Origin of the sequence: Bradyrhizobium sp. OK095 (assembly GCF_900109945.1) — a bacterium.
Taxonomy (GTDB): domain Bacteria; phylum Pseudomonadota; class Alphaproteobacteria; order Rhizobiales; family Xanthobacteraceae; genus Bradyrhizobium.
The window spans coordinates 63583-80568 of the sequence record NZ_FOBX01000013.1 but is presented as its reverse complement, the minus strand read 5'-3'; the positions used below and the strand labels follow the sequence as shown (position 1 = coordinate 80568).

Genomic DNA, 16986 nt, shown 5'->3' with positions numbered 1-16986 from the left:
TTTCGCGGTGCGGAATTTAATTCCGCATCTTGACGGCAGGGTTATTTTGAAGCACGGACATTGTCAACGACTCCGCGCAAGAAGCAGATCAGGGATGAAGCGTACAGGAAAGAAGACAGCGACCGATCGGAATTTCGTCGTGGCGCTTTCCCGCGGACTGGACGTATTGCGCGCATTCCACCCCAGCGACGGCCTTCTCGGCAACCAGGAAATCGCAGCCCGGACCAACCTGCCCAAGCCCACCGTGTCCCGGCTGACCTACACGTTGACCAAGCTCGGCTATCTGACGCCGGTTCCCCGCTTTGAAAAGTACCAGCTCGCGCCGGCCGCCATGGCGCTCGGTTACGCAGCGTTATCCAATCTCGGCGTTCGGCATTTGTCCGAACCGTTTCGCGAGGACATGATGCGCGCGACCGGCGGCGCCGTCGCAATCGGCGGCCGCGACCGTCACAGCATGATCTATTTCGGGCAAAGCCGTGGCAGCGAGACGGTCGGCGTTCAACTGGACGTCGGCTCCCGCGTGCCGATTGCAACCAGCGCGATGGGCCGGGCTTATTTCTGGGCGCTCGGCGACGAGGATCGCGCCGAGCTGTCGCGTATCTTGCGCGAACATTACGGCAGCCGCTGGCCGAAAATGCGCGACGGACTGGAGCGCTCCGGCGAGACCGTCGCGAAACATGGTTTCGCGATCTCGGTCGGCGACTGGCATGACGACATCGGCGCGGCCGGCGTCGCGCTCAGGCTCAACGACGGAACCGGGCCTTACGCATTCAATTGCGGCGCGCCGGCATTCCGCTTCACGGAAGAGCGATTGATCAACGACATTGGACCGCGTCTGCTTGCGATGGTAAGGAACATCGAAGCGGCACTCGGGGGACTGATGCCGCATTCCAAAAAAGACGTCAGCAAAAAGCTGAAATCAGGAGGAAAAGTTGCGCGTGTGGCCGAGGGGATCAGATAGGCTTTGTGATCATCAGGAGCGGTTCGTATCGCCCCTTCGTCCACTCAACAGCGTGGGCGAGACGAGATGACGCAGGCACAGCTCGCGCAGGGAACATCGCCCCTGCTCGCGGTTCGCGACGTCAGCGTCGTGTTCGGCGGCATCGTCGCGCTCAACGGCGTGTCCTTTGACATGCACAAGGGCCAGATCCTCGGATTGATCGGCCCCAACGGCGCCGGCAAGACCACGCTCTTCAACTGTCTGTCGCGGCTCTACCAGCCGTCATCAGGCGACATCCTGATGGAAGGCGCGAGCATCCTGTCGCGGCCGCCGCACCGGATCGCCGAGATCGGCATCGGCCGCACCTTCCAGAACGTGGCGCTGTTTCCAAACCTCTCGGTGATGGACAACGTCCGCGTCGGCGCCCATTCGAAGACCTCCAGCGACATCATCAGCGACTCCCTGAGGCTGGCCTGGGTCCGGCGCAGCGAGACCCACGTCAACAAAAAGGTTCACGAGATCCTCGCTTATCTCAAGCTCGAGGACGTCGCCCACACTGTCGTGTCCGGTCTCCCCTTTGGCACGCAGAAGCGCGTCGAGCTGGCGCGCGCGCTCGCGGCCGATCCGAAGATCCTGCTGCTCGACGAGCCCGCCGGCGGCCTCAATCACGAGGAAGTCTACGTGCTCGGCGACCTCATCCGCCGCATCCGCGACGAGCGCCACATGACGGTGCTGCTGGTCGAGCACCACATGGGCCTCGTGATGTCGATCGCCGACCACGTCGTCGCGCTGAATTTCGGCAAGAAGCTGGCGGAAGGCACGCCCGCCCAGGTGCAGGTCGATCCCGACGTCATCAAGGCCTATCTCGGGAGCAAGGACCAATGACGACGCTGCTCAACGTCAAGGACCTCCGTGCCTATTACGGCCAGGTCCAGGCGCTCCATGGCCTGTCCTTCTCGCTCAATGAGGGATCGCTGACGACGCTGCTCGGCGCCAACGGTGCCGGCAAGACCACCACATTGCGCGCGATCTGCAACATGGTGCGCTCCACCGGCGCGGTCGAGTTCGACGGCAAGCCGCTGAACAACCGCTCGACCGAGAACATCGTGCGGTTCGGCATCGCCCATGTCCCGCAGGGCCGCGGCACCTTCACCACCATGACGGTGGAGGAGAACCTCCAGCTCGGCGCCATCACCCGCAAGGACAGCGCCGGCATCGTCTCCGACATCGAGCGCATGTACGCGCATTTCCCGGTGCTGAAGCAGCGCCACACCCAGCAGGCCGGCACGCTCTCCGGCGGCGAGCAGCAGATGCTCGCGGTCGCCCGCGCCCTGATGCTGCGGCCACGCCTGATGCTGCTCGACGAGCCCTCCTTCGGCCTCGCGCCGCTGGTGGTCCGCGACCTGTTCGGCATCCTCGGCAAGATCAACCGCGAGGACAAGGTGTCGATCCTGGTGGTCGAGCAGAACGCCCAGCTCGCGCTCGAGCTCGCCGACCAGGCCTATGTGATCGAGACCGGCCGCATCGTGATGTCAGGCAATGCCAAGGACATCGCGAACAACGAAGAAATCCGCAAATCCTATCTGGGTTACTGAGGAGCCGGCACGATGGAGCTTTTTACCAACCAAGTGCTGGCCGGCATCGCCACGGGCGCGATCTACGCCTGCATGGCGCTCGCCGTGGTCATGATCTACCAGGCGATCGACCATCTCAATTTCGCACAAGGCGAGATGGCGATGTTCTCGACCTTCATCTCCTGGCAACTGATGCAGTGGGGTATCCCCTATTGGGCCGCCTTCATCCTCACGTTGGCGCTGTCCTTCATCGCAGGCATCGCGATCGAACGGATCCTGTTCAAGCCGCTGGCGAAAGCGCCGATCCTGACCAACGTCGCCGGCTTCATCGCGCTGTTCGCGATCATCAACTCCTCGGCCGGCCTGATCTGGGACTTCACCATCAAGCAATATCCGACCCCGTTCGGCTCCGCGCCGTTCCTGGGCAGCCAGCTGATCTCGACCCACCAGGCCGGCATGATCGGCGTCACCGTGCTGCTGCTGCTCGGCCTCTATTTCTTCTTCCAGTACACCCGCATCGGTCTTGCGATGCGCGCGGCCGCGTCAGTGCCTGAATCGGCCCGGCTCGTCGGCATCAATACCTCCTGGATGATCGCGCTCGGCTGGGGCATGGCGACCGCGATCGGCGCGATCGCGGGCATGCTGATCGCTCCCGTCGTGTTCCTCGAGCCCAACATGATGGGCGGCGTGCTGATCTACGGCTTTGCGGCGGCGGTACTCGGTGGCCTCACCAGCCCGTTCGGCGCGGTGGTCGGCGGCTTCCTGGTCGGCGTCTTCGAGAACCTCGCCGGCACCTACATTCCCGGCGTCGGCAACGAACTGAAGCTCCCGATCGCGCTCGCGCTGATCATCTCCGTCCTGGTCGTCAAACCCGCTGGCCTGTTCGGCCGGCACATCGTCAAGCGAGTTTGATCATGAGCGCCGTAGAAGAAGTCGTCACGGAAGCCCCGGCCGTCGAGGCCGTTCCCAAGCGGGCCATGACGCTGGGCACCGGCACCTCGCTGCTGGTGCTCGCCGCGCTGATCATCATGCCAATCTTCGTCAAGAACTTCATCATCTTCCAGATGACGATGCTCCTGATCTACGGGCTGGCGGTGCTGGCGCTGAATATCCTGACCGGCGGCTCGGGCCAGTTTTCGCTGGGCCAGAGCGCGTTCTACGCCGTCGGCGCCTACACGACCGCAGTGCTGATGGAGCATTTCGAGGTCAACTACGCGCTGACCTTGCCGATCGCAGGCATAGTCTGCTTCGGTTTCGGCTTCCTGTTCGGACAGCCGGCGCTGCGGCTCTCCGGCGTTTATCTCGCGCTGGCGACCTTCGCGCTCGCCACCGCGATGCCGCAGCTTCTGAAGCTGAACTTTCTCGAGCACTGGACCGGCGGCGTGCAGGGCCTCGTCGTCACCAAGCCGGATGCGCCGTTCGGTCTGAAGATGTCGCAGGACATGTGGCTCTACTATTTCTCGCTCGTGGTCGTGATCGGGATCTACCTCCTGGCCGTGAACCTGCTCCGCTCCCGCTCGGGCCGCGCCTTCATGGCGATCCGCGACAACGAGATCGCGGCCTCGGCCATGGGTGTGGACGTCGCGCTGTACAAGACGCTGGCCTTCGGCGTCTCCGCCGCCATCACCGGCATCGCCGGCTCGCTCGGCGCCATCGCGGTGCAGTTCGTCGCGCCCGACAGCTACACCATCACGCTCGCGGTCTCGCTGTTCCTCGGCATGGTCGTCGGCGGCGTCGGCTGGCTGCCCGGCTCGATCGTCGGCGCTGCGTTCATCATCTTCGTCCCGAACATCGCGGAGGGCATCTCCAAGGGCCTCTCCGGCGCGGTGTTCGGCGTGCTGCTGTTCCTCGTCATCTACCTCGTGCCGCATGGCGCAAGGCAAGTCGCGATCCTGGGCCAACAACTCGCCGGTAAGCTCAGAAAGAACTGAAAACACCCTCATCAAGGAAGGAGACCTGGTTTTGTTTCTCGCAAGAATACTGCGAACCACCGCGCTCGTAACGGCGGTCGCGACCCTCACCTCCGGCGCAGCGCTTGCCCAGAAGACATACGACACCGGCGCGACCGATACCGAGATCAAGATCGGCAACATCATGCCGTACAGCGGTCCGGCGTCGGCCTATGGCATCATCGGCAAGACCGAAGAAGCCTATTTCAAGATGATCAACGACAAGGGCGGCATCAATGGCCGCAAGGTCAGCTTCGTCAGCTATGACGACGGCTATTCGCCGCCGAAGGCCGTCGAGCAGGTCCGCAAGCTGGTCGAGAGCGACGAGGTGCTCGCCGTGTTCAACCCGCTCGGCACGCCCTCGAACAGCGCGATCCAGAAATATCTGAACGCCAAGAAGATCCCGCAGCTGTTCGTCGCCACCGGCGCCACCAAGTGGAACGACGCGAAGAACTTCCCCTGGACCATGGGCTGGCAGCCCTCCTACCAGAGCGAAGCCCAGATCTACGCGAAATGGCTGTTGAAGGAGAAGCCCGACGCCAAGGTCGCGATCCTCTATCAGAACGACGACTTCGGCAAAGACTACCTCAAAGGCACCAAAGACGGTTTCGGCGCCAAGGCTTCCTCCATGATCATCATGGAGGAGAGCTATGAGGTCTCCGAGCCGTCGATCGACGGACACATCGTCAAGATCAAGGCCGCCAATCCCGACGTGCTGCTGATCTACACGACGCCGAAGTTCGGTGCGCAGACCATCAAGAAGACCGCCGAGTTGAGCTGGAAGCCGCTCCAGATCATCACCAACGTGTCGGCCTCGGTCGGCAGCGTGATGAAGCCGGCGGGCCTCGAGGCCTCGCAAGGCGTGCTGTCCGCGGCCTATGCCAAGGATGGTGCCGACCCGCGCTGGAACGATGATCCCGGCATGAAGAAGTGGGCCGAGTTCCTCGACAAGTACGTGCCCGGCGCCGACAAGACCGACTCCAGCGTCGTCTACGGCTACGGCGCCGCGCAGACGCTGGCCAAGGCGCTGGAACAGTGCGGCGACAATCTCACCCGCGCCAATTTGATGAAGCAGGCAGCGAGCCTGAAGGACTTCACGCCGGACACGCTGCTGCCCGGCATCAAGATCAACACCGGTCCAAGCGACTTCGCCCCGATCAGCCAGCTTCAGATGCAGCGCTTCAAGGGCGAGAAATGGGAACAGTTCGGCGAGATCCTGAGCGGCGACGTCGCTCCGGAATAATGCGCTGACGCAATAGTCCAAGTATCGAGAGGCCCCCGCGGGCACAACCGCGGGGGCTTTTTGTTGACGTCAGACGTCAATCTTGTTCAATGCGCTCGATCCAGCCGGGGTGGGAGAACAATGATCGCTGTTCGTTTTCAGGTTGTGGCTTTCTCGGCCGCATTCGCGTTGTGCATTGCGGTGGCTGGCCCGGCGCTGGCGCAGAAGAAATACGACAGCGGCGCGTCGGATACCGAGGTCAGGATCGGCAACATCATGCCCTATAGCGGGCCGGCCTCCGCCTACGCAGTAATCGGCAAGACCGAGGAGGCCTATTTCAACAAGGTCAATGCCGAGGGCGGCATCAACGGCCGTAAGGTCAATTTCATCTCCTATGATGACGGCTATTCGCCGCCGAAGACGGTGGAGCAGGCGCGCAAGCTGGTCGAGAGCGACAACGTGCTGCTGATCTTCGGCTCGCTCGGCACCTCCACCAACGGCGCCATCCGCAAATACATGAATGAGAAAAAGGTGCCGCAGCTGTTCGTGGCAAGTGGCGCCTCGAAGTGGAACGACCCGAAGCAATATCCGTGGACCATGGGCTGGCAGCCGAGCTACGCCAGCGAGGCGCGCATCTACGCCAAATATCTCATGAAGGAGAAGCCGGACGGCAAGATCGGCGTGCTCTACCAGAACGACGATTTCGGCAAGGACTATCTGAAGGGACTGAAGGACGGTCTCGGCGCCAAGGCGTCGATGATCGTCATGGAAGACGGCTACGACACCTGGGAGCCCGCCATCGACGAGCACGTCGTGAAGCTGAAGGCTTCGGGTGCCGACATCTTCATCAGCATCACCACGCCGAAATTCGCAGCGCAAGCGATCAAGAAGGCGGCCGAGATCAACTGGCATCCGGTGCATATCATCTCCAACGTCTCGGCCTCGGTCGGCGGCGTGCTGGAGCCCGCGGGCCTCGAGATCTCGCAAGGCATTTTGTCGGCGAGCTACACCAAGGACGGCTCCGACCCGCAATGGAATGCCGATGACGGCATGAAGAAATTCTATAACTTCCTCGCGCAGTACGCCCCTAAGGCCAACAAGCTCGATGCCGGCGTGGTATTCGGCTATGCCGCAGCCCAGACCATGGTGAAGGTGCTGCAGATGTGCGGCGACGACCTCACCCGCGACAACGTCATGAAGCAGGCCGCTTCCTTGAAGGATTTCGAGCCGGACACGCTGCTGCCCGGCATCAAGATCAACACCGCAGCGGACAATTTCGCCCCGATCGAGCAGCTCCAGATGATGCGCTTCAAGGGCAAGAAATGGGAGCTGTTCGGCGACATCATATCGAGCGACCTCGGGCATTGACGTCGATCAACTCAAGATAACCTACATAATATTTAACAACTCAAGACAGTTGCGGCTTCTCGCACTCGCACACGAGACCGCGCCCGTCGCTGACTACTAAAGAAGCAGCCCCTGCGACGTCGTCGCTGGGGCTTTCTGTTGAAGGCTTGGGGCAAATCGTATTGAATTGCGGCCGCGTCGCCAAAAACAAGCAACACAAGAAAAGGGACGCACACACACCAAGAAAATAGGGAGATAGGAATGCCCGCTGTCACCGGCAAGCTTGCGGCCGCGTCACTGGCGCTCGCGCTCATTGCAGCCGCGACCTCCACCGCATCGGCCCAGAAGAAATACGATACCGGCGCGACCGACACCGAGATCAAGATCGGCAACATCATGCCCTACAGCGGACCGGCCTCCGCCTATGGCATCATCGGGCGGACCGAAGCCGCCTATTTCAAGAAGATCAACGACGAGGGCGGCATCAACGGCCGCAAGATCAACTACATCAGCTACGACGACGCCTATTCGCCGCCGAAGACGGTCGAGCAGGCGCGCAAGCTGGTCGAGAGCGACGAGGTGCTGTTCATCTTCAACTCGCTCGGCACGCCGCCGAACTCGGCGATCCACAAATACATGAACTCGAAGAAGGTGCCGCAGCTGTTCGTCGCGACCGGCGCCACCAAGTGGAACGATCCGCAGAACTTCCCCTGGACCATGGGCTGGCAGCCCAACTACCAGAGCGAGACGCAGATCTATGCGAAGTGGCTCCTGAAGAACAAGCCGGATGCCAAGATCGCCGTGCTCTTCCAGAACGATGATTACGGCAAGGACTATCTGAAGGGCCTGAAGGACGGCCTCGGCGCCAAGGCCGCTTCGATGATCGTCATGGAGGAAAGCTACGAGACCTCCGAGCCGACCATCGACAACCACATCGTCAAGCTGAAGTCGACCGGCGCCGACGTGTTCATGAACATCACGACGCCGAAATTTGCCGCCCAGGCGATCAAGAAGAATGCCGAGATCGGCTGGAAGCCGCTGCATTTCCTCAACAACGTCTCGGCCTCCGTCGGCAGCGTGATGAAGCCTGCCGGTTACGAGAACGGCCAGGACATCATCTCGGCCGACTATCTCAAGGACGTCTCCGATCCCGCGTGGAACAACGACGCCGGCATGAAGGAATTTCTCGCCTTCATGACAAAATACTTCCCGGAAGGCGACAAGCTCGACAAGGGCACCATCGTTGGCTACGCCGTGGCGCAGACGCTGGTTCATGTGCTGAAGCAGTGCGGTGACGATCTCACGCGCGAGAACCTCATGAAGCAGGCCGCCAGCGTGAAGGACTTCCGCACCGAGGCGCTGCTGCCGGGCATCAAGATCAACACCGGCCCGAATGATTTCGCGCCGATCAGCCAGCTCCAGCTCGAGCGGTTCAAGGGCGAGCGCTGGGAACTGTTCGGCGACGTGATCAGCGCCGACGTCGGCGGCTAGCTACTTGGGAATGCGACGATAACGCGTCCCCTGCGAGATGATCGCAGGGGACTTTTTGCTGCGCCGATTATGATCACGCGATTGCACAATCGAATGATGGTAAAGCCTGCTTACGCTTTCCTAGCCAATGCGCTAGGCAGGGGCATGGCGACGTCCTCGCCGCCGCTCTAGTCTGCTCAAGAGTTTGCTGAAGGCCATCGTCATGACCGACCGCCGTCCCCTGCTCCGCGCGCTCTACGACGCCGCTGTTGCCGCCGCCCATCCGAGCACGATCCTGGCGCCGCATTTGCGGCCGGTGCCGAAAGGACGCGTGATTTGTCTTGCCGCCGGCAAGGGGGCGGGCGCGATGGCCGCGGCCGCGGAACGGCATTATCTCGACACGCTCAAACTCGCGCCGGAGCGCCTTGTCGGCATCGCCACCACGCGCCACGGCTACGGCGTGCCGACGCGCCGCATCCGCGTGGTCGAGGCCGGCCACCCCGTGCCCGACGAAGCTGGATTGAAGGGCGCCGCCGACACGCTCGCGCTCGCAGGCGAAGCTGGCCCTGACGATCTGCTGCTGGTGCTGCTCACCGGCGGCGGTTCGGCGAACTGGATCGCGCCGGTGGACGGCATCAGTTTTGCGCAGAAGCAGGCGGTCAACAAGGCGCTGCTGCGTTCGGGCGCGCCGATCGGCGAGATGAATATCGTGCGCAAGCATCTGTCGCGCATCAAGGGCGGACGTCTTGCGCGTGCGGGCAAAAATGCCGCCGAGATCGTCACGCTCGCGATCTCCGACGTGCCGCATGACGATCCATCCGCGATCGCTTCCGGCCCCACGGTGCCCGATCCGTCTACGCTCGCCGATGCACGCGCGATCGTCGCAAAATACAAGCTCGACATCGACGATGCCGTGCGCCGCGCGCTCGACAATTCCAACAATGAAAGCTGCAAGCCGGGCGATGTCGCCTTCGCGCGCGCGTCGTTCGAGCTGATCGCGCGTCCCAAGCAATCGCTCGACGCTGCGGTGAAGCTTGCTGGCGAAGCAGGCTACGAAACCATCGACCTCGGCGCCGATCTCGAAGGCGAAGCGCGCGAGGTCGCAGCCGCTCACGCGAAGCTGGCGCTTCAGGCCCGCGCGCAAGGCAAGCGCCTCGCGATCCTCTCCGGTGGCGAGCTCACGGTGACTGTGCGCGGCAATGGCCGCGGCGGCCCGAACCAGGAATACGCGCTGGCGCTAGCGGCGCTCTTGAAGGACACGCCTGATATCTCCGCACTTGCCGGCGATACAGACGGCGCCGACGGCGGCGCAGGCCACCCCACCGATCCCGCCGGCGCGCTGATCGACGCGGCGACGTTTGCGAAGATGAAGGCACAGGGGCTTCAGCCGCAGGCTTATCTGGACAACAACGACGCGACCACGTTCTTCGAGGCGACGGGGGATTTGCTCCAGCCGGGACCGACGCTGACGAACGTCAACGATATTCGCGTGATCCTGGTGGATTGAGGCCCCTGCTCCGGCATCGCTGTCATTCCCCGCGAAGGCGGGGAATCCAGTACGCCGCGGCTTCTCGATGAATCATAACCGTCACGGAGTACTGGATCGTCCGGTCGAGCCGGACGGTGACAGCCCGGCCTCAAAATTCGTTGGCGATCTTCGCAAGCATTCCGAGCAGCGCTTCCCGGTTGGCCTGGCCGAGCAGTTCGTTCAGCCGCGCCTCGTGCTTGGTGGCGACGAGCTTTTTCGCGCGGGCCAGCACGGCCTTGCCCTTGTCGGTCAAGACCAGGATGTGCGAGCGGCGGTCGTTGGTGGAGCGGATCCGCGCGCAGAGGTCGCGGCTCTCGAGATTGTCGAGCAGGGCCACGAAATTCGGGCGCAGGATGCCGAGGGTGGAGGCGATTTCGGTCTGGTTACGGCCGGGATTCTTCTCGACCAGCAGCAGCACGGAGAACTGCGCCGGCGTGAGCTGGAGCGAGGCCATGCAGCGCAGAAAGTTCTCGAACACCTTGAGCTGCGCCCGCTTCAGCACGTAGCCGAGCTGTTCGGAAAGTTCGCCGAGCTGGAGCGCCTCCGGCTGCGCTTCAGCCGCGTCCTTGCGGCCCTTGGCCGCGTCGCCGGGCTTTTCAGAAGACTTTTCAGCGGTTTTGGAAACGGTCATCGCCTCGTGCTCGTAATCCCGCTAAATTCGGGGCGGGTCGTCCGCCACCCTTGAAGTTATATTTGATAATTGTTATGGACCATATCAAATATCGCCATCGTATTTCAATGGCTGTGAGCGGACCATCCACCGCAATTGCGGAGACCGGTTCGCAATCTTGAGGGGGAGCGTCCGGTCTTGAATACCACCATCATGCTGTTCCTGGTGCAGGACGGCATCACCAATGGCGCCATCTACGCGCTGCTCGGCCTGGCGCTGGTGCTGGTGTTCGCCGTCACCCGCGTCATCCTCATTCCCCAGGGCGAATTCGTCACCTATGGCGCGCTGACCTATGCCTCGCTGGCCTCGGGCCAGATGCCGGGCACGGCCAAGCTCGCGCTGGCGCTCGGCATCGGCGCCTTCGCCTTCGACCTGTTCGTGGCCCGCAAGGCGCTGCATGGCCGGCTGATCCTGCGCAGCTTCCTCACCAATGTCGTGCTGCCGGCCATCGTGCTGGCGCTGACCATTTACTTCGCCGCCCAGAAGCCGCCGGTCGCGATCTGCATCGCGCTGTCGCTGGTGATCGTGGCCATGATCGGCCTCTATCTCTACCGCGTCGCGTTCCAGCCGCTGGCGCACACCTCGGTGCTGGTGCTGCTGATCGCATCGGTCGGCGTGCACCTTGCGCTGCAGGGACTGGGCCTGCTGTTCTTCGGCGCCGAAGGCCAGCGCGGACCTGCCGTGCTGTCCGGTTCGTTCACCGCCGGCGCGCTCCGCTTCACCGGGCAGAGCCTCACCGTCTATGGCATCACCATCGCCTTCATCGTCGGGCTCTGGCTGTTCTTCGGGCTGACGCTGTACGGCAAGGCGCTGCGCGCGACCGCCGTGAACCGGCTCGGCGCGCGGCTTGCCGGCATCCGCACCACACTGTCGGGGCAGATCGCCTTCCTGCTGGCCTCCGTGATCGGCGCGCTGTCGGGCATCATGATCGTGCCGATCACGACGCTCTATTATGACAGTGGCTTCCTGATCGGCCTGAAAGGCTTTGTCGCAGCGATCATCGGCGGCCTCGTCAGCTACCCCCTCACCGCCGTTGCCGCGCTGTTCGTCGGCCTCGTCGAGGCGTTCTCGTCCTTCTACGCCTCCAACTACAAGGAGGTGATCGTCTTCATGCTGCTGATCCCCGTGCTGCTGCTGCGCTCGCTCGCCGCGCCCGCGGTCGAGGAAGAGAAGGACTGAGCCTAAGATGCAGAGCCGGCTTCCCATCCTCGTCTTCGCAGCTCTGATGGCGGCGATCCCGTTCATCCCCGGCATGCCGCCATTCTGGATCGTGCTGCTCGACAATATCGGCCTGACCGCGCTGGTCGCGATGGGCCTCGTGCTGCTCACCGGCGTCGGCGGGCTTACCTCGTTTGGACAAGCCGCGTTCGTCGGCTTCGGCGCCTACACCACCGCGGTGCTGACGACGACGTACGGCCTGTCGCCTTGGCTGACCTTGCCGCTGTCCCTCGTGGTCAGTGGATTGCTGGCCGTGCTGCTCGGCCTCGTCACGGTCCGTCTCTCCGGTCACTATTTGCCGCTCGGCACGCTCGCCTGGGGTCTCGGCCTGTTTTATCTCTTCAGCAAGCTGGAATTTCTGGGACGCAACGACGGCATCTCGGCGATCCCGCCATTGTCGATCGGGACGTTCAAGATGCTCTCGCCCGGCTCGATCTATTACGCGATCTGGGTCGCAGTGATCGTCTCGGCCCTGCTCACGATGAACCTGCTGGACTCCCGCACCGGCCGCGCCATCCGCGCGCTGCGTCGCGGACATGTCGCAGCCGAAGCGTTCGGCGTACACACGCCGCGCGCCAAGATGCTGGTGTTCATCCACGCCGCCGTGCTCGCCGGTCTCTCCGGCTGGCTCTACGCGCATCTTCAGCGCGCGGTGAACCCGACGCCGTTCGGCGCACAGGCCGGCATCGAATATCTCTTCATCGCGGTGGTCGGCGGCGCCGGCTATGTCTGGGGCGGCGTGCTGGGCGCGGCCATCGTCGTGGTCCTGAAAGAGGTGCTGCAAAGCTATCTGCCGCTGATCCTGCCCGGCTCCGGCCAGGTCGAGACCATCGTGTTCGGCATCATGCTGGTCGCCCTGCTCCAGCTTGCGCCAGGCGGTGTCTGGCCCTGGCTGATGTCGTTCCTGCCCGAGCCGACCGGCGGCAAGAAGCCGGACACCGCGCTGAAACTCGAGCAGCGCCCCCGCGCGCCCGGCCAGGACAGCGTGCTGCTCCACGTCGAAAAAGCACGAAAGCAATTCGGCGGCGTGATCGCGGTCAACAACGTCTCCTTCGACGTCCAGGCCCGCGAGATCGTCGCGCTGATCGGACCGAACGGCGCCGGCAAGAGCACGACGTTCAACCTGATCACCGGCGTGCTGTCGGCGACCTCGGGCTCGATCTCGGTGCTCGGCAAGAAGGTCGACAACGCGCCGCCGCAGGAGATCGTCAAGCTCGGCATCAGCAGGACCTTCCAGCATGTGAAGCTCGTGCCTGATATGACCGTGCTGGAAAATGTCGCGATCGGCGCGCATCTGCGCGGCCATTCGGGCCCGATCTCCTCGATGCTGCGGCTCGACCGCGCCGATGAGGCAAAACTGCTAGCGGAAGCCGCCCGCCAGATCGAGCGGGTCGGCCTTGCCGAGCAGATGCACCAGCTCGCAGGTTCGCTGTCGCTGGGCCAGCAGCGCATCGTCGAGATCGCGCGTGCGCTCTGCGTCGATCCGATGCTGTTGTTGCTCGACGAGCCGGCCGCGGGCCTGCGCCACATGGAGAAGCAGCGGCTCGCGACGCTGCTGCGGAGCCTGCGCGACGGCGGCATGAGCGTGCTGCTGGTCGAGCACGACATGGGTTTCGTGATGAACCTTGCCGACCGTATCGTGGTGCTCGATTTCGGCACCAAGATCGCGGAGGGCACGCCCGCCACGATCAAGACCAATCCCGAAGTGATCAAGGCCTATCTCGGAGTGGCGGCATGAGTGCGCTGTTGTCCGTCACCGACGCGCATGTCGCCTATGGCAAGGTCGAGGCGGTGCGCTCGGTCTCGCTCGAGGTCGGCCAGAACCAGATCGTCACCATCGTCGGCGCCAACGGTGCCGGCAAGACCACGCTGCTCTCCGCGATCATGGGCATCCTGCCGCTGAAGGGCCGCGTCGGCTTTGCAGGGCAGGACATGGCGCGGCTCGACATCGAGGACCGCGTCGCAATAGGGCTCGGCCTCGTGCCGGAGCACCGCGAATTGTTCGTGACCATGAACGTCGAGGACAATCTCGAGCTCGGCGCGTTCCGGATCGAGAAGCGCAAGGCGAAGGCCTCGATGGAGCACGTCTACACGCTGTTCCCGCGGCTGAAAGAGCGGCGCAAGCAGCTCGCCGGCACGCTCTCCGGCGGCGAGCAGCAGATGCTCGCGATGGGACGTGCGCTGATGGGCGCGCCGAAACTGCTGATGCTGGACGAGCCGAGCCTCGGGCTCGCCCCGATCATCGTCGCCGACATCTTTCGGATAGTCACCGAACTCCGCGCCAGCGGCGTCTCCGTGCTGCTGGTCGAGCAGAACGCGCAGGCCGCACTGAAGATCGCGGACGAGGCCTATGTGATGGAGCTCGGCGAGTTCGTGCTGAGCGGAAAAGCCAGCGACATCGCGGCGAATGAACGGGTCGCGGCGAGCTATCTCGGCTTCCAGCACGAAGGTGCGAGTGTGCTGTAGTTCTTGCTGCGAACTCCCCTTCCCTTCTCCCCTTGTGGGAGAAGGTGGCGCGAAGCGCCGGATGAGGGGTTCTCTCCGCACGCGACTCCTCTCGTGAGGATAGAAACCCCTCACCCGTCTCGTCGCTGTGCGACGAGCCACCCTCTCCCACAAGGGGAGAGGGTGTACTGCGCAAGCCGCTCTAGCTTTCGTTAGACGGCAAGCTCGCCTTCTCCCCCTTCAACGCCGCAACCTCCGCTTCCAGCTCCGCGATCCGCTGATCCCTTGCCGCCAGCGCTGCCGAAACATCCGCCGCATCGAACTTCTGCGGAATGTGCTGCGGGCAGTTGGTGTCCCACGCTGCGATCTTGAACAGGATCACCTGCTCCGGCCGCGCGCGATAGCCCTTTGGCATCAGCGACGTCGTCAGCGCCTCGTCGTCCTCGACGACCCGTGCCTCGCCCCAGATCTTCACCCGGCGGCGATGGGCGTAGTCCATGATGAAGATGTAGGCCTTGGAATTGTCCGTGAGATTGCCTTGCGTGATGAACTGCTGGTTGCCGGCATAGTCGGCGAAGGCAAGCGTCTGCTTGTCCAGAACCTTGAGGAAGCCCTTGGGCCCGCCGCGGTGCTGGATGTAGGGCTGACCGTCCGCCGAGGCGGTGGCGAAATAGAAGCTGTTGGCCTCGGCGAGGAAGCCGGCCAACTTCTCGTCGACCTCGGTGCGCCAGCCGTGCTGCTCAGCGCGGGCATAGGCTTCGCGTGAACCCTTGCGGGTCTGAATTTCTTTCACCGCCGGCGTGAAGGCCACGTCGCTTGCATAGGTGTGGGCTGCTATCGTCATCGGAATATCTCCTGAATGCCGGCGCGTCTCTGCGTCTTTCGCCAGTAAAGATGGACCTTTCGACGGCTAAAACAATCTGCCCGCTTGACACTTCATCATTGCAATATATGCAATAATGCGATGGACCGCCTCGAAGCCATGCACGTCTTCGTCACCGTCGCCGATCTGCGCGGCTTTGCGCCGGCAGCGCGAAAACTGCGGCTGTCGCCCTCGGCGGTGACGCGGCTGATCGCGGCGCTGGAGGAGCATCTCGGTGCCCGGTTGCTGCAACGGACCACAAGGCAGGTGAGGCTGACGGATGTCGGCACGCGCTATCTGGAGCGCGCGCGGCGCATCCTCGCCGATGTCGAGGAGGCCGACGGCTCCGCGCGGGAGGAACGCAACCGGCCGAGCGGACGTCTGGTGGTATCGGCGCCGGTCGGCTTCGGCCGGCTTCATGTCGGGCCGGTCATGACCGATTATCTCAAGCGCTATCCCGAGGTCGCCTGCGAGCTCAGGCTCTCGGACAACCTCGTCAATCTGGTGGAAGACGCCGTTGATGCCGCAGTCCGCATCGGCCATCTCGCCGATTCCTCGCTCGTCGCGCGCCAGGTCGGCGAAATGCGGCGGATCACGGTGGCGTCGCCCGGCTATCTGAAGCGCCACGGCGAGCCGAAGACGCCGGAGGCGCTGCTCGAACATCAGACCATCCAGTTCGGCGCGGTGGCCGATCGGCGTTTCCTGCAGGACGGCCACGACATCGAGGTGACACCGATGCCACGTTTTACCAGCAACAGCGCCGATGCCGCCCTGCAATATGCCGAATCCGGGGGCGGCGTGACGCGCGTGCTGGCGTATCAGGCCGCCGAGGGCCTGAAGCGCGGGCGGCTGAAAATCGTGCTGGCGAAGTACGAGCATCCGGCGCTGCCGATCCACATCGTCTACCCGACCTCGCGCCTGCTCTCGGCCAAGGTGCGCGCCTTCATCGATCTCGTGGTGGAGACGGCGGAATGGAGGTTTGGGTAGGCTCTCGTGTCCCGGACGCGCTGCAACGTGCAACGTTGCGGCGCAGAGCCGGTGCCCAGAAGGCCGCGGGCTCTCGCGCGGATGGATGGGTCCCGGCTCTGCGGAGCGGCACTTCGTACCGCACCGCGTCCGGGACACGGAGAGAGCGGGGGCTCACCCCTTCTTCGGCACCACGCGGAACGTCCCGCTCGCCCGCGCGATCACGGTGTCGTCGGCCTTGGCCAGGCACTGCGCGAAGCAGATCGTCTTGCCGGTCCTGATCACGTCGCTCTCGATCGAACACCACTGGCCGATCTCGGCAGAGCCCACGAAGTCGACCGTGAGTGAGACCGTCACGAAAGACGTGGTCCAGCCCGTCGCCTGCGCGCAGCTATAGCCCATCGCATTGTCGGCAAGCGCGGCGATGAGCCCGCCGTGAATCAGGCCGCGGCCGTTGGTGTGAGGTTTAGCCAGGCGCAGGCCGATGATGACGGCCTTGTCGGTCTTTCTGGAGTAAAGCGGCTCCCACGGCTCGGTGAGCGGGCTCTTGCGGAACAGCGGCTCGAAGCCATCGGGGATGTCGGTGGAGGTCATGGGTGTCTCGCGTTGCTGTGTCGCCAGCATTGAACGCGATGTGGATGACAGTTTCACCGCCTACAAAGTTTTAAACGGAGTTTGCGCTTGTGTTTGAAACGGATGCGCCGTCGCCTCACAAAGACTGTCATCGTCCGCGAAGGCGGACGATCCAGTATTCCGAAACGGTTGTGATGGATCGATAGGCCACGGCGTACTGGA

16 protein-coding genes are annotated in these 16986 nt (G+C 63.5%); 13 read left to right on the top strand and 3 right to left on the bottom strand.

Translation table 11 applies throughout. The annotated features are described in order from the left end of the window. Positions 1 to 94: 94 nt before the first annotated feature. The 9 genes from BMW89_RS29220 (at position 95) to BMW89_RS29180 (ending at position 10009) form a co-directional block, all read left to right on the top strand. Complete coding sequence (locus tag BMW89_RS29220) at positions 95 to 961, top strand: IclR family transcriptional regulator (RefSeq protein WP_177196412.1); 867 nt, start codon at positions 95 to 97, stop codon at positions 959 to 961. A gap of 66 nt (positions 962 to 1027) precedes the next feature. Then, on the top strand, positions 1028 to 1825 hold the full coding sequence (locus BMW89_RS29215; protein WP_092031983.1) for an ABC transporter ATP-binding protein: 798 nt from the start codon (positions 1028 to 1030) through the stop codon (positions 1823 to 1825). Further along, on the top strand, positions 1822 to 2535 hold the full coding sequence (locus BMW89_RS29210) for an ABC transporter ATP-binding protein (protein ID WP_092031980.1): 714 nt from the start codon (positions 1822 to 1824) through the stop codon (positions 2533 to 2535). The genes BMW89_RS29215 and BMW89_RS29210 overlap by 4 nt, the downstream gene beginning before the upstream one ends. Before the next feature lie 12 nt (positions 2536 to 2547). After that, positions 2548 to 3426, top strand: coding sequence for a branched-chain amino acid ABC transporter permease (locus BMW89_RS29205; RefSeq protein ID WP_092031975.1), 879 nt, complete (start codon positions 2548 to 2550; stop codon positions 3424 to 3426). Between the two features lie 2 nt (positions 3427 to 3428). Next, positions 3429 to 4445, top strand: a complete 1017-nt coding sequence (locus BMW89_RS29200) for a branched-chain amino acid ABC transporter permease (protein ID WP_092031970.1) — start codon at positions 3429 to 3431, stop codon at positions 4443 to 4445. A 31-nt stretch (positions 4446 to 4476) separates the two neighbouring features. Next, a complete protein-coding gene (locus BMW89_RS29195; RefSeq protein ID WP_177196396.1) occupies positions 4477 to 5706 on the top strand; it encodes an ABC transporter substrate-binding protein in 1230 nt (409 codons plus the stop codon). A gap of 120 nt (positions 5707 to 5826) precedes the next feature. After that, positions 5827 to 7053: an ABC transporter substrate-binding protein gene (locus tag BMW89_RS29190; RefSeq protein ID WP_092031963.1), complete on the top strand. Its 1227-nt coding sequence runs from the start codon at positions 5827 to 5829 to the stop codon at positions 7051 to 7053. A 240-nt stretch (positions 7054 to 7293) separates the two neighbouring features. Beyond that, positions 7294 to 8523, top strand: coding sequence for an ABC transporter substrate-binding protein (locus BMW89_RS29185; protein WP_092031959.1), 1230 nt, complete (start codon positions 7294 to 7296; stop codon positions 8521 to 8523). Positions 8524 to 8725: 202 nt separating this feature from the next. After that, on the top strand, positions 8726 to 10009 hold the full coding sequence (locus BMW89_RS29180; protein WP_092031955.1) for a glycerate kinase type-2 family protein: 1284 nt from the start codon (positions 8726 to 8728) through the stop codon (positions 10007 to 10009). A gap of 130 nt (positions 10010 to 10139) precedes the next feature. On the opposite strand, the gene BMW89_RS29175 is transcribed toward BMW89_RS29180, so the two are convergent. Beyond that, on the bottom strand, positions 10140 to 10661 hold the full coding sequence (locus BMW89_RS29175) for a MarR family winged helix-turn-helix transcriptional regulator (protein WP_092031951.1): 522 nt from the start codon (positions 10659 to 10661) through the stop codon (positions 10140 to 10142). 177 nt (positions 10662 to 10838) lie between these two features. On the opposite strand from BMW89_RS29175, the gene BMW89_RS29170 reads away from it, so the two are divergent. From BMW89_RS29170 to BMW89_RS29160, 3 genes are read left to right on the top strand one after another with little or no spacing between them, the layout of a single operon-like run. Further along, entirely contained in the window at positions 10839 to 11879 is a 1041-nt protein-coding gene (locus BMW89_RS29170) for a branched-chain amino acid ABC transporter permease (RefSeq protein ID WP_177196395.1), read from the top strand. Between the two features lie 7 nt (positions 11880 to 11886). Next, positions 11887 to 13656 (top strand): branched-chain amino acid ABC transporter ATP-binding protein/permease, encoded by a 1770-nt coding sequence (locus tag BMW89_RS29165; protein ID WP_092031947.1) that lies wholly within the window; start codon positions 11887 to 11889, stop codon positions 13654 to 13656. Continuing rightward, a complete protein-coding gene (locus tag BMW89_RS29160; protein WP_092031945.1) occupies positions 13653 to 14384 on the top strand; it encodes an ABC transporter ATP-binding protein in 732 nt (243 codons plus the stop codon). Before BMW89_RS29165 ends, BMW89_RS29160 begins: the two co-directional genes overlap by 4 nt. A 181-nt stretch (positions 14385 to 14565) precedes the next feature. On the opposite strand, the gene BMW89_RS29155 is transcribed toward BMW89_RS29160, so the two are convergent. Next, positions 14566 to 15207, bottom strand: a complete 642-nt coding sequence (locus BMW89_RS29155; RefSeq protein ID WP_092031942.1) for a pyridoxamine 5'-phosphate oxidase family protein — start codon at positions 15205 to 15207, stop codon at positions 14566 to 14568. 120 nt (positions 15208 to 15327) lie between these two features. Here BMW89_RS29155 and BMW89_RS29150 point away from each other — a divergent pair, with 120 nt between their 5' ends. After that, on the top strand, positions 15328 to 16212 hold the full coding sequence (locus BMW89_RS29150) for a LysR family transcriptional regulator (protein ID WP_092031937.1): 885 nt from the start codon (positions 15328 to 15330) through the stop codon (positions 16210 to 16212). A 153-nt stretch (positions 16213 to 16365) separates the two neighbouring features. Here BMW89_RS29150 and BMW89_RS29145 read toward each other — a convergent pair whose 3' ends face one another. After that, positions 16366 to 16785: a PaaI family thioesterase gene (locus BMW89_RS29145; protein WP_092031933.1), complete on the bottom strand. Its 420-nt coding sequence runs from the start codon at positions 16783 to 16785 to the stop codon at positions 16366 to 16368. Positions 16786 to 16986: the final 201 nt, after the last annotated feature.

Bases quoted from the DNA above. Each gene is read 5' to 3' on its own strand.
- BMW89_RS29220 (WP_177196412.1), top strand. From the start codon at position 95: ATGAAGCGTACAGGAAAGAAGACAGCGACCGATCGGAATTTCGTCGTG.
- BMW89_RS29215 (WP_092031983.1), top strand. From the start codon at position 1,028: ATGACGCAGGCACAGCTCGCGCAGGGAACATCGCCCCTGCTCGCGGTT.
- BMW89_RS29210 (WP_092031980.1), top strand. From the start codon at position 1,822: ATGACGACGCTGCTCAACGTCAAGGACCTCCGTGCCTATTACGGCCAG.
- BMW89_RS29205 (WP_092031975.1), top strand. From the start codon at position 2,548: ATGGAGCTTTTTACCAACCAAGTGCTGGCCGGCATCGCCACGGGCGCG.
- BMW89_RS29200 (WP_092031970.1), top strand. From the start codon at position 3,429: ATGAGCGCCGTAGAAGAAGTCGTCACGGAAGCCCCGGCCGTCGAGGCC.
- BMW89_RS29190 (WP_092031963.1), top strand. From the start codon at position 5,827: ATGATCGCTGTTCGTTTTCAGGTTGTGGCTTTCTCGGCCGCATTCGCG.
- BMW89_RS29185 (WP_092031959.1), top strand. From the start codon at position 7,294: ATGCCCGCTGTCACCGGCAAGCTTGCGGCCGCGTCACTGGCGCTCGCG.
- BMW89_RS29180 (WP_092031955.1), top strand. From the start codon at position 8,726: ATGACCGACCGCCGTCCCCTGCTCCGCGCGCTCTACGACGCCGCTGTT.
- BMW89_RS29175 (WP_092031951.1), bottom strand. From the start codon at position 10,661: ATGACCGTTTCCAAAACCGCTGAAAAGTCTTCTGAAAAGCCCGGCGAC.
- BMW89_RS29165 (WP_092031947.1), top strand. From the start codon at position 11,887: ATGCAGAGCCGGCTTCCCATCCTCGTCTTCGCAGCTCTGATGGCGGCG.
- BMW89_RS29160 (WP_092031945.1), top strand. From the start codon at position 13,653: ATGAGTGCGCTGTTGTCCGTCACCGACGCGCATGTCGCCTATGGCAAG.
- BMW89_RS29155 (WP_092031942.1), bottom strand. From the start codon at position 15,207: ATGACGATAGCAGCCCACACCTATGCAAGCGACGTGGCCTTCACGCCG.
- BMW89_RS29150 (WP_092031937.1), top strand. From the start codon at position 15,328: ATGGACCGCCTCGAAGCCATGCACGTCTTCGTCACCGTCGCCGATCTG.
- BMW89_RS29145 (WP_092031933.1), bottom strand. From the start codon at position 16,785: ATGACCTCCACCGACATCCCCGATGGCTTCGAGCCGCTGTTCCGCAAG.